The organism is Flavobacterium flavigenum, assembly GCF_027111255.2.
In the GTDB taxonomy this organism is placed as follows: Bacteria; Bacteroidota; Bacteroidia; order Flavobacteriales; family Flavobacteriaceae; genus Flavobacterium; species Flavobacterium flavigenum.
The window spans coordinates 711217-723375 of record NZ_CP114285.2; the positions used below are offsets into that span (position 1 = coordinate 711217).

At 30.9% G+C, this 12159-nt stretch carries 15 protein-coding genes; 14 read left to right on the top strand and 1 reads right to left on the bottom strand.

The window, feature by feature from the left end:
• The first annotated feature begins 39 nt into the window (after positions 1 to 39).
• The 7 genes from OZP09_RS02545 (at position 40) to OZP09_RS02575 (ending at position 4395) form a co-directional block, all read left to right on the top strand.
• Positions 40 to 1689, top strand: coding sequence for a CHASE3 domain-containing protein (locus tag OZP09_RS02545; RefSeq protein WP_269236372.1), 1650 nt, complete (start codon positions 40 to 42; stop codon positions 1687 to 1689).
• 140 nt (positions 1690 to 1829) lie between these two features.
• On the top strand, positions 1830 to 2405 hold the full coding sequence (locus OZP09_RS02550; protein ID WP_281310228.1) for a DUF4142 domain-containing protein: 576 nt from the start codon (positions 1830 to 1832) through the stop codon (positions 2403 to 2405).
• 35 nt (positions 2406 to 2440) lie between these two features.
• A complete protein-coding gene (locus OZP09_RS02555) occupies positions 2441 to 3064 on the top strand; it encodes a porin family protein (protein ID WP_281310229.1) in 624 nt (207 codons plus the stop codon).
• 34 nt (positions 3065 to 3098) lie between these two features.
• Positions 3099 to 3251, top strand: coding sequence for a lmo0937 family membrane protein (locus OZP09_RS02560; RefSeq protein WP_007811479.1), 153 nt, complete (start codon positions 3099 to 3101; stop codon positions 3249 to 3251).
• Positions 3252 to 3301: 50 nt separating this feature from the next.
• Positions 3302 to 3586, top strand: coding sequence for a YtxH domain-containing protein (locus OZP09_RS02565; RefSeq protein ID WP_281310230.1), 285 nt, complete (start codon positions 3302 to 3304; stop codon positions 3584 to 3586).
• Between the two features lie 39 nt (positions 3587 to 3625).
• Positions 3626 to 3985, top strand: a complete 360-nt coding sequence (locus tag OZP09_RS02570; RefSeq protein WP_269236375.1) for a hypothetical protein — start codon at positions 3626 to 3628, stop codon at positions 3983 to 3985.
• Between the two features lie 32 nt (positions 3986 to 4017).
• Entirely contained in the window at positions 4018 to 4395 is a 378-nt protein-coding gene (locus OZP09_RS02575; RefSeq protein WP_269236376.1) for a hypothetical protein, read from the top strand.
• Positions 4396 to 4749: 354 nt separating this feature from the next.
• Here OZP09_RS02575 and prfA read toward each other — a convergent pair whose 3' ends face one another.
• Positions 4750 to 5826, bottom strand: coding sequence for a peptide chain release factor 1 (prfA, locus tag OZP09_RS02580; RefSeq protein ID WP_223678635.1), 1077 nt, complete (start codon positions 5824 to 5826; stop codon positions 4750 to 4752).
• Between the two features lie 386 nt (positions 5827 to 6212).
• On the opposite strand from prfA, the gene OZP09_RS02585 reads away from it, so the two are divergent.
• The 7 genes from OZP09_RS02585 to OZP09_RS02615 all read left to right on the top strand — a co-directional run bounded on the left by OZP09_RS02585 (position 6213) and on the right by OZP09_RS02615 (position 12126).
• Positions 6213 to 6578: a hypothetical protein gene (locus OZP09_RS02585; RefSeq protein WP_281310231.1), complete on the top strand. Its 366-nt coding sequence runs from the start codon at positions 6213 to 6215 to the stop codon at positions 6576 to 6578.
• Between the two features lie 215 nt (positions 6579 to 6793).
• A complete protein-coding gene (locus tag OZP09_RS02590; protein WP_269235674.1) occupies positions 6794 to 7312 on the top strand; it encodes a hypothetical protein in 519 nt (172 codons plus the stop codon).
• A gap of 178 nt (positions 7313 to 7490) precedes the next feature.
• A complete protein-coding gene (locus tag OZP09_RS02595) occupies positions 7491 to 8357 on the top strand; it encodes a hypothetical protein (protein WP_269236378.1) in 867 nt (288 codons plus the stop codon).
• A gap of 179 nt (positions 8358 to 8536) precedes the next feature.
• Positions 8537 to 8902, top strand: coding sequence for a hypothetical protein (locus OZP09_RS02600; protein ID WP_281310231.1), 366 nt, complete (start codon positions 8537 to 8539; stop codon positions 8900 to 8902).
• A 194-nt stretch (positions 8903 to 9096) separates the two neighbouring features.
• Entirely contained in the window at positions 9097 to 10068 is a 972-nt protein-coding gene (locus OZP09_RS02605; RefSeq protein WP_269236380.1) for an ankyrin repeat domain-containing protein, read from the top strand.
• Positions 10069 to 10281: 213 nt separating this feature from the next.
• A complete protein-coding gene (locus tag OZP09_RS02610) occupies positions 10282 to 10800 on the top strand; it encodes a hypothetical protein (protein WP_269235674.1) in 519 nt (172 codons plus the stop codon).
• A 165-nt stretch (positions 10801 to 10965) separates the two neighbouring features.
• Entirely contained in the window at positions 10966 to 12126 is a 1161-nt protein-coding gene (locus tag OZP09_RS02615) for a tetratricopeptide repeat protein (protein WP_269235677.1), read from the top strand.
• The last annotated feature ends 33 nt before the right edge of the window (positions 12127 to 12159 follow it).

Genomic DNA, 12159 nt, shown 5'->3' on the forward strand with positions numbered 1-12159 from the left:
AAACATAACAGGGATCTTAATGAATCTACTAAGCTGCTCATGCACACCTATGAAATTAACATAGAGCTTGAGCGGCTTATGTCTGCTATAAAAGATGCAGAAACGGGTCAGCGTGGCTTTATGATTACCCGAAACCATCGTTTTCTGGCTCCTTATCTTTTTTCGCGTGACAAGGTAAATACTTCCTTCATTGCCTTAAAAAAGCTTACAGCCAACAATCCGGTACAAAAACAAAATCTCGAAAAAATATACAAACTGATCATTAAACGCTATGTTTCATTTGAAAATTGTTTAAAGTACAGTGATCCCGAAACGTATGATAAAAGAAAACTAGACAATCATATGTTTGGAGGCCGTATATTAATGGATAACATTCGTTTTAAAGTAGATGAAATGAATGATATCGAAAAAAACTTTTTGAAAAAAAGTTTAAAGAAATACGATGAAGAAATTTCTCTTGGTCCAATTTTTTCGATACTATTATTCTTAGCCGCTCTACTCTTTATTTTACTTGCATACAGACAAATAAGCAAAGACCTTGAACGCTTAAAAATCTTCAATAAGAAACTCTTGATTTCTTCAGGTCTCATGGCCGAATCTGAAGTAATTGGTAAATTTAGCACCTGGCAATGGGATCTGGAAACAGGGAAAATTGATTATTCTGACAATCAGTTTCGCCTTTTGGGAGTTGAGCCAAACGCTTTTGAACCCAAAAACGACAGCTTTTTAGATTTTGTACATCCAGAAGACAAAGAAGCAATTAAAGCCTCTATGGAGGGAATTATCAATAACGAAGAACTTCCATTTACCTATTATAAAATAATTCAGCCTAATGGCGAAACCAGATATTTAAAATCTACAGGCAAATTGCTGGTTGACCAGAATGGAAACAAAATCCTACTCGGTATCAATTTTGATATTACAGACGAACACTTACTAAACATTGAACTTCAGGAACGAAACAACCAACTTGAAAAAAGCAATAAAGAATTAGCCTCTTTTAATCATGTCGCGAGCCATGATTTACAAGAACCACTGCGAAAAATTCAAACCTTTATTTCTAGAATTTCCGAAGAAGACAAGGCAGTTCTTTCTGATAGCGCAAAAGACTACATTATAAAAGTAGAAACATCAGCCAAAAGAATGCGTGTTTTGATTGATGATTTATTATTATTCTCCAGAACTAATACTACCAAAAAAGAATTCATTAAATCAGATCTGAATGAATTGCTGGAAAATGCAATATCAGAACTTACTGTAATAACTGATGAGAAAAAAGGAAGTATCAACGTTACTAAATTACCTAAATTAGAAGTTATACCCTACCAGATAGAACAGCTCTTTATTAATTTGATTGGTAATTCACTAAAATACAGTCTTCCGGAAACAGCACCTCAGATTACTATTGATTGTGAAAAAATATTATCTAATGAATATCCGGAATTGATTGATCGTCCTTTCAAGAAATTTTATAAGATTACATTTACTGATAACGGAATGGGATTTGATCCACAATTCAAAGACAATATTTTTGTGTTGTTTAAACGACTACATTCTAAAAATGAGTATCCGGGTACAGGAATTGGATTAGCAATTTGTAAAAAAATTGTTGAGAACCATAAAGGTTACATAACAGCTGACAGCAAACCAGGCGAAGGCTCCGTATTTACTGTATTTCTTCCTCAATAAATCCCCTCATAAAACTTTATTAAAAACGTTATATTTTTCCAGAATGGGAATTATATAACGTTTCTTTTTTATGCTGTAAAGCAAACCTTACTATTCGTTAGCATCTTTGTAATGTAATAATGAAGTAACTATTTAGACAGATGTTTTCATCAAAAAGATCATTCTTCAAAACAGCTTTTATAGTAATTGTAACAATAACTATTTCGTCTTGTAATGAAAATGAAAAACCGGAAAACAGGAAACCGGAAAACAAAAAAAACAAATACGTTCTTACAAAAAACACGGAACAAATTGAAGCTTATTTTTTTGTTGCAACTGCAGAAGTAACAAAAACGATGATTTCTAAAGCGCAACTGGCAAAACGTAAAAGTTTACAAAATTCAATAAAAATTGTCAGCAGTAAAATAGAAAATAATCAAAAAATGTTATTACAGGAAATCAACGAAATAGTCGTTCAAAAACTCATTATAATCAGTGAAATAAACACATCGGTTACCAATAAGGATTTGTACGAGCTCTTTAACAAAAAGAATGTTGATTTTGATGATGCCTATCTGAATTCTATTACACAGTCTTTAACTGAAATGATAGGGTTATTGGAATCCATAGCAAAAGAAACAAATGATATGGTAATACTGAAATTAGTTGCTCATTATTTACCAAAACAATACGAATTTTTAAGAGAAGCAGAAAAAATTAAAAAACAAATCAATTAAAATCAAATTAGAATTATTAACTAAATTTTTAAATTATGAAAATGCAATCAAATTTCTTATACGCCTTAGCTCTAACATTATCAGCTTCATTCGGAATGCTACATGCTCAGGACAATAATGTAAATACCGAATTTGGTATAAAAGGTGGGGTAAATATGTCTAACTTTTATAATGAAGATGCAGACGATAAGAACATGTTGTTCGGTTTTAATGCCGGGGTTTATGCCACACTTCCAATATCAGATTTCGTTGCAATCCAACCTGAAATTTTATTTACTACCAGAGGATCTGAATTAGAATATAACACCGCTTTAGCATCAGGTAGTACAAAATTAAAATTAAATTATATAGAAGTTCCTTTGTTAGTAAGAGTTAATCTTACAAAAAACTTTAATATTCATGCAGGTGGTTATGCTTCATATCTTGTAAGCTCTAAAGCTACAGGAGAAGGTGCTTTAGAATTTGAACAAGATTTTGATACAGATAACTTTAATAAATTCGATGCAGGTCTAGCTGCAGGAGTAGGATTGGATTTCAACCCAATAAGTGTTGGATTACGCTACAATTATGGATTAACCACTTTTGTTAAAGATGGTGACAATTCATCCGATTTAAAAAACACTAATTTTTCTTTATATCTATCATATAAATTAAACTAGAAACATAAATTATTAACCCTAAACATTAAAAACCATGTCAAATTTATTATATACAATCGCGGTTATTCTTGTCATTCTTTGGGCCCTTGGGTTTTTTGTATACAGTGCAGGAAGTATTATTCACATCTTATTGGTAATTGCCATTATAGCAATACTATTCAGACTTATCAAAGGTCGCGAAATTTAAAATCAAACATTATTTAAACATTTTATATTAATTTTTTAAAATCAAATATTATGAAAACTAGTAGCACACTTTTAGGAATTTTAGGAGCCGCAGCGGCAGGAGCTTTTTTAGGAGTATTATTTGCACCGGATAAAGGTTCAGAAACAAGAAAAAAAATCAAAGACAAATCGAAAGATTACGGAGATAACCTTAAAGGAAAATTCGATGGTATCTTAAGCACAATTAATTCAAATGGCAAAGATATCATTGAAGAAGGAAAAGCAAAATTCAATCAGGTAAAAGAAGACTTCAACTCTATGAAAGATGAAGCAAAAACTGTAAAAACAAACTACTAAGATTGATTTTTTTCTTCAACCATAAAAAACACCAATATCATGGAAACTAATGCAACAACAAACGAAAACCTAAATATGTATGAAAAAGCAGAAAACTATACCAAAACAAGTTTAGAATTGATTAAACTTAAAACGGTATCAGCAACTGCAGATGTTTTATCAACATTAACTTCACGGATAGCGGTAGGCGTTGTTGTTGCATTTTTTACTTTGTTTCTTAATATCGGACTTAGCTTATGGATTGGAAAAGAACTTGGTGAATATTATTATGGTTTCTTTGCGATAGCAGGTTTTTATTTAATCGTTGCTATTGTATTGCACAAAACACAGCATAAGCTGATTAAAACTCCAATTGGAAATTTAATTGTTTCCAATATTCTGAAAGACACTAAAAACTGATTTAATAATTAATACTATAAAAAAGACTATTTATGGAAACTATTTACACTATTGACTCATTAAATCAAAAGATTAAGCTTTTAGAAGAACAACAAGACAGGGAATGGTGTGATATCAAAGACGAAATCGATGAAATTAAGGAAAATTTAAAACCTCTTAATCTCATTCGGAACACAGTCCAGGAAGTCAATGAAGCCGTGGGCTTCAAGAGTGATCTTGCCCAATCTGCTATAAGCATTGGAATAGGTTACCTGGCTAAGAAACTGGTAATAGGAAAAACCGATTCTACATTTAAAAACATCCTAGGGTCTATATTACAGCTTGCTGTAACCACTTTGGTAGCAAAGCCTGCAGACCATCACGAACCTTCTGAGAAGGAATTGTACAAGGAAGAATCATTTGAAGGGTAATTGTATAACTTAAATACAACTATTATGGAAAAGATAAACGAAATAATAATTAAAAATGGTGTTTACATTTACTCGAATTTCTATAAATGTTTTGAATATACGAGAGTATTTTTAGGTATCTAGCTAGTTTATACGTTTCTGCTATAACAAACGGTTAAACAGTTAATACCTCACTATAAATCTCTGTTTAGTTAAATAGAGCCTTACAAGAAAAGCAAAGTTTGCAATTAGTAAACTTTGCTTTTTTGCATTAAAAAAAATCCGAACTTAAAAATATAAGTTCGGATTTTTGTATATTATCTCTTAATTAAAATCTAAGAAGCCTAAAAAAATCTACTATCTAGAAGTCTAAAATTAAAACACTTCAGAAGCTTCCTTCAGTTTCTCCATATTATTTACCAGTTGAAGCTCAGCAACAATTTTCTGAATATCACCATTCATGATATTTCCTAAATCATAAAGTGTAAGTCCGATACGATGATCCGTTACACGACCCTGGGCATAATTGTAAGTACGGATTTTAGCAGAACGGTCACCCGAACTAACCTGAGAAGTACGTTTAGACGCATCTTCAGCTTCTTTCTTTGCCAATTCCATTTCGTACAAACGGGAACGTAAAACCGTTAATGCCTTATCTTTATTTTTATGCTGCGATTTCTGGTCCTGACATTGTGCCACTAATCCGGTTGGAATGTGCGTTAAACGTACAGCCGATTTCGTAGTATTTACCGACTGTCCTCCAGGTCCTGATGAACAGAAGAAATCGACACGAACATCATTCATATCAATCTGTACATCAAACTCTTCTGCTTCCGGCAAAACCATAACCGTTGCTGCCGATGTATGCACACGACCCTGAGTTTCTGTTTGAGGAACACGCTGAACACGGTGAACACCCGCTTCAAACTTCAAAGTTCCATACACATCTTCTCCCGAAACTTCAAAAATTACCTCTTTAAAACCTCCTGAAGTTCCTTCGTTCATATCCACCACAGAAGTTCTCCAGCCTTGAGACTCACAGTATTTAGTATACATCCTGAACAAATCACCTGCAAAAATACTCGCTTCGTCCCCACCCGTTCCGGCACGGATCTCCACCATTACATTTTTTGCATCTTCAGGATCTTTAGGAATCAGCATAAATTTGATTTCCTCCTCCAGTTGCGGCAAACGTTCTTTTGCTTCATCCAGCTGCATTTTGGCCATTTCGACCATATCAGCATCGCTTCCGTCAGCAATAATTTCGTTGGCTTCGTCAATATTGGCCAAAACAAGAATGTATTCTTCTCTCTTTTCAACCAAAGCTTTGATGCTTTTATATTCCTGATTAAGCTGTACATAGCGTTTTTGATCCGCAATAACATCCGGCTGAATAATCAAATCCGAAATCTCATCAAAACGCTGCTTTACATATTGAAGTCTGTCTAACATTTTCTTTTCCTTTTATTGGACTGCAAAATTACGAAAAATAGTTGATAGTTAAAAGTTGTTCATTAATGGTTTTTTCAGGAGCCAATTCCTGCTATTCGCTATATCTTTTTAGGCAGAGAATTTGGGTTTTATTAAGATGTTTTCATTTGCCTGAAAAGGATGCCGCTGCTATCAGGGCTAAGGGATTTTAGGTTTTATAAATAGTATCATAAAGGAATATCTTAGAGTTTTATATGATGTATTTCGTTACAAATAAACTATATTTGAAAAAATAATATGAATCAAAACATGCGCATAACACACCAATTTTGTAATAAAACTAGTTCAATTTATGCGTTTATAAACTAGTTACCAGAGATTGCAGAAAAAAAACTAAATAAGATCTTATGAAATTGATAAGTACGATTATGCTTTTATTTGTTATTTTATTGCCTCAAAAAGATGAATTTATTTTTAAGAACGGTAATCAAAAAATAATTTTGAAAGTTGACAATGGAACTAAAAACTTAATATGGGGAAAAACTTCAAAGCTAATTCTTCAATTTGAAAATATCGAAGTTCAAAAACTATCAGTGTCAGCACCCGGAATTAAACCAATCAAAAATGAGAAAAACATAAACGAGCTGAAATTAGAAATTACGCCTGAAAAGGAATTATTTGAAAGTGATTCACTCAGCTTGAATGTTGGCTATAAAGACGAAAGTAATAATTACATACATCACGCATTTTTAATTTTAATAAAAGACAAATAACGTACAGAAGCAACCTCTGGTAACACTTGCTACAATAGATTTGGGCATTTGGCTTAATTTAAAAATGGTCTTGTATTTGTGAGATTTGGCAAATCCGAAAATAAGGCTTAATTTAATCCCAAACCTCTTGTAGCAAGGGGACGTTAGCGGATATTTTGGAGAAAAACTGCGGAATAAAGACAATATCGAAAACAAAAAATCGAAAAATTAACTATATGAAAATTAAGTTTTTAAAAGTATTATTCACAATATTTATATTTTCAAATTTATCTTTCGGGCAATCAAAAACACCATATTTAATAAATAACGAATTATTTGAATTACCAGGAAAGTGGAAACATATTGGAAAAATTGAGAATTCTGCACAATGGGGTTTTGCAAACAAAAAATTAGAACTTACTTTACTTATAAATGTTAGAAAACCAGAAATTTTTGAGTTTTATAACAAAGAAATGACTGAACTGGAATTTTTAAATAAATTCTATGCTTGGGAAACAGAATTTTGGAAAAAAGATGATGGAAACATAGAAATAGAGAAAATTGAAACAAACGAAACGGATAAATACATAATTTGGAGATTAAAAATAATCGACAAAAATATTGAAAGTTTCATTTTTAGCGGAATTAGAAACAGCAAATTAATTGGATTGAGCTTGACGGATGACAACAAAAGAGAACCGAAAAGTAGAGCCGAAAAAATTGAATTTCTCAAGAATATTTACTTTAAAAAATAAAAACATCCGCTAACCGTCGTTTGGCAATATGGCGGGATTTGGCTTAATTTGAAGATGGTTTTGTACTTGGAAAATTAGTCATTAACCGAAAAATAAGGCTTCCTTAATCCGCCACATCGCCAAGCGACCAAACGTTGGCAGTAATTATCCCGCAGAATAACGAAAAATATACTTATAAATGAAAACTAAAATAAATTTAAGCCTATTCACTGCTAATTATTTTATTTTTAGTCTGTTCCTATTACTCTTAAATGATTTCTATTTGAAATATGAGTTTCATAATTTTATAACTGGAAAATTATCCGATTTTGCGGGATTATTCATTTTCCCCTATTTCATTTCTGTTTTTTTTACCAACAAAACTAAAGAAATTTACATTTTTACTTTTGTATTATTTATTTTTTGGAAACTTGAAATTTCTGAACAATTTATTAAGTTTATTTCAAGAATTACTAATATTGCTTTTTACAGAACTGTAGATTTGTCTGACCTCATTGCTTTATTAATTTTACCTTTTTCTTTTAATTATTTTCATATCCAAAACAGTGAGCATAAGAATAATAAACATACGAATTTTGCATTAAACTCATTAATTGGTGTCATAACGATATATTCATTTATAGCTGATTCAAATCCAAGACAAGAAGTGAAAGTAAAAAGGAATTCAAAAAAGGAATTCAAAATACAAATTAATAAAGAGCAAATATTAAATAATTTAATACCGAGATTTAGTTATACAAATTTTTTAAAAACAGATAGTTTAATCACTATTTGTTATGATATTCCAGAATATAGAGCCGAAGCAACTGCCAAAGTAAAAATTCTAAAAATAGACAAAGAAAATACAGTGATTAAAATCGATAGTATTAATGGAGTGGAAATTACTGGGCGTTTATTTTTTGGATTTAGTCAAAGTGACATTGATGCTTGTGAAAAAATGAATTCTTCAGAATTTGAAGAAAACTTTAAAACAAACTTCATTGATATAATTACAAATAAGAGAGAAACAGAATATCCAACTTATAGTGCATACAAAACAGAATAACTAAAAATAACTACTGCCAACACTTGCTACAATAGATTTGGGCATTTGGCTTAATTTAAAAATGGTCTTGTATTTGGGAAGTTTATACAAATCCGAAAATGAGGCTTAATTTAATCCCAAACCTCTTTTAGCAAGGGAACGTTACCAGAGATTGCAGAAAAAAAACTAAATAAGATCTTATGAAATTGATAAGTACGATTATGCTTTTATTTGTTATTTTATTGCCTCAAAAAGATGAATTTATTTTTAAGAACGGTAATCAAAAAATAATTTTGAAAGTTGACAATGGAACTAAAAACTTAATATGGGGAAAAACTTCAAAGCTAATTCTTCAATTTGAAAATATCGAAGTTCAAAAACTATCAGTGTCAGCACCCGGAATTAAACCAATCAAAAATGAGAAAAACATAAACGAGCTGAAATTAGAAATTACGCCTGAAAAGGAATTATTTGAAAGTGATTCACTCAGCTTGAATGTTGGCTATAAAGACGAAAGTAATAATTACATACATCACGCATTTTTAATTTTAATAAAAGACAAATAACGTACAGAAGCAACCTCTGGTAACACTTGCTACAATAGATTTGGGCATTTGGCTTAATTTAAAAATGGTCTTGTATTTGTGAGATTTGGCAAATCCGAAAATAAGGCTTAATTTAATCCCAAACCTCTTGTAGCAAGGGGACGTTAGCGGCAACCTTAACAGCACCCTGCAAAAAACTGACATTTACTGAAATTATGGCGAAAAATAAACTTGACACATTTAAAAACCATCTGGGTTATGACGGCAAAAAAATCAATATGGACAAAGCCGTTTTAATATTGAATGAAATTGGTGTAACTGCAACCAACGACATTGGCGAGACACCTTTAATTATTGCATCTTACTTGGAACGAATTGAGATATTAAAATTAATAATTGAACAAACTCAAAATATTGACCATAAAGTTCAAGGAAGTATAACAGAGACGGCTCTTTTGGAGGCTTGCGGACAAAGACGCTTGGAAAGTATAAAACTATTAGTTGATGCAGGTGCCAATTTGGAGCAAGAAGACAGATTTGGATTGACCCCACTTTCCAAAATATTTACCAATACATTTTCCGACCCAATTCCGAGTGCTAAATATTTAGTTTCTATAGGTGCAAAAATTACAGACAAAGTTATTAAAATGGGAATGTCGTGGAATAAGGAAAAATTTACCGACTTTTTGAAATTCATAAACTATGACTTGGAAAGCGGTTCATTACCAGTAGATGATACAATTCAGCAGAAAGCACTAAAAATTTACACTTCAATCGACATAGAAAATTTACACAATGTTCTTAATAAAAATGATTACTTTAAAACAGCGAAAGTAATTTGGCAAAAACTTGTCCCAAAATCAGGTCAAGCAGACACAATTCAAGGGGAATTATTGAGAGCAATTGAAAAATTAAGAGATGAAGCTCAAAGGAATGGAAATATAAATTTTAACAAAAACTGTCACGGAATACTTATTGACTTTTTGAGAAAACACTTAATTAACAATAAAATTTTTGAACCAGAAATAATCATCCAAATAAATAGTGACATAGAAAGATTATCAAAAGCTAATTCCCCTTACACAGACGATGACATATATGATAGAATTACTGAAAGGATAGTTGATTGGTATTTGAACAATCCAATACAAATCCAACACGACCAAAATGACAAATTATATTGCTAAACCAAACAAGGCAGCCGCTAACAAGGGTTTGCCAAAAGCGGGGCTGAAGTGCTTCGATTGAACATTTGTGCAAAGTTCAACATTCGTTCTTCGATTGAACTTTTGTACTAAAAATCCCCGCCTTCGGCAAGCCCCGAAACGTTAGCGGATATTTTGGAGAAAAACTGCGGAATAAAGACAATATCGAAAACAAAAAATCGAAAAATTAACTATATGAAAATTAAGTTTTTAAAAGTATTATTCACAATATTTATATTTTCAAATTTATCTTTCGGGCAATCAAAAACACCATATTTAATAAATAACGAATTATTTGAATTACCAGGAAAGTGGAAACATATTGGAAAAATTGAGAATTCTGCACAATGGGGTTTTGCAAACAAAAAATTAGAACTTACTTTACTTATAAATGTTAGAAAACCAGAAATTTTTGAGTTTTATAACAAAGAAATGACTGAACTGGAATTTTTAAATAAATTCTATGCTTGGGAAACAGAATTTTGGAAAAAAGATGATGGAAACATAGAAATAGAGAAAATTGAAACAAACGAAACGGATAAATACATAATTTGGAGATTAAAAATAATCGACAAAAATATTGAAAGTTTCATTTTTAGCGGAATTAGAAACAGCAAATTAATTGGATTGAGCTTGACGGATGACAACAAAAGAGAACCGAAAAGTAGAGCCGAAAAAATTGAATTTCTCAAGAATATTTACTTTAAAAAATAAAAACATCCGCTAACCGTCGTTTGGCAATATGGCGGGATTTGGCTTAATTTGAAGATGGTTTTGTACTTGGAAAATTAGTCATTAACCGAAAAATAAGGCTTCCTTAATCCGCCACATCGCCAAGCGACCAAACGTTATGTGATACCCAACAAGAAAAATGCGTAAATGAAATTACCTTTTATAATTAAATCACTTCTTTTACTAACAATTGTGAGAGGTATAGTTGTGATTTTACACGAACTTGGACACGCAATTCCAGCAATCATATTAACAAAACAAAAAGTTTCTATATACATCGGATCATATGGAAATCCAAAGAAAAGTATAAATTTCAGAATTGGACTTTTGGATGTGTGGTTAAGTTATGAAATGCTTTCTTGGAAAAATGGTTTGTGTGTTCCATCAGCAGAAAATATTTCAATTAATAGACAGATTATTTATGTTTTAACTGGACCTATTTGTTCTTCTATTTTTGCTACACTTTATTTATATGTAGCCCTTTTTAAAAATTTTAGTGATTTATATTTGCATTTCGCAGTAATATTTTTCTTAATCTCAATATTAGATTTATTTGGAAATCTGATACCAAATGAAAACCCAATTGAGTTATTTGACGGAACAGTAACTTACAACGATGGTTATACACTATCTAAACTTTTTAAGTACAGAAAATTTCCAAATCAATATACTGAAGCAATTGATTTATTTAACAAAAAAGAATACAAGAAATCAATAAATCTTTTTGATTACTTCCTAAAAGTAAAACTAAAAGATGAAAATATTTATCGTCTAAATATGTTTGCAAATATGCAAATTAAAAACTTCGAAAGAGCAAAAGAATTATTTGATAATTTCGAACAAGAATTCAAATTAACATCGGACGATTATTCAAATGGAGGGCTTATTTATAGTAAACTAAATATGAATAATGAATCCTTACATTTTTATAATAAATCTATCGAACTAAACGCCGAAAATGTGTATTCTTTAAACAACAAAGGTTTTACTTTAACTTTACTTGAAAAATATTCTGAAGCAATTCCGCTTTTTGATAAAGCAATTGAAATTGATGAATTTTTTGCTTATTCATACAATAACAGAGGGCTTTCAAAAATTAAAACAGGAAGAGTTAACGAAGGTTTAGCTGACATAGAAAAGTCTATTAAACTTGACGAAAATAATTCATATTCATATCGAAATCTTGGAATTTACCATTTTGATATTGGAGAAATAGAAAAAGCAAGAGAACTATTTTTGAAATCAAAAGAGTTAGATGGAGATACTCATATGATTGATGAACTAATTTTATCGACAAGTATATCGTAGATATGGGCATCACATAACACTTGCTACAAGAGA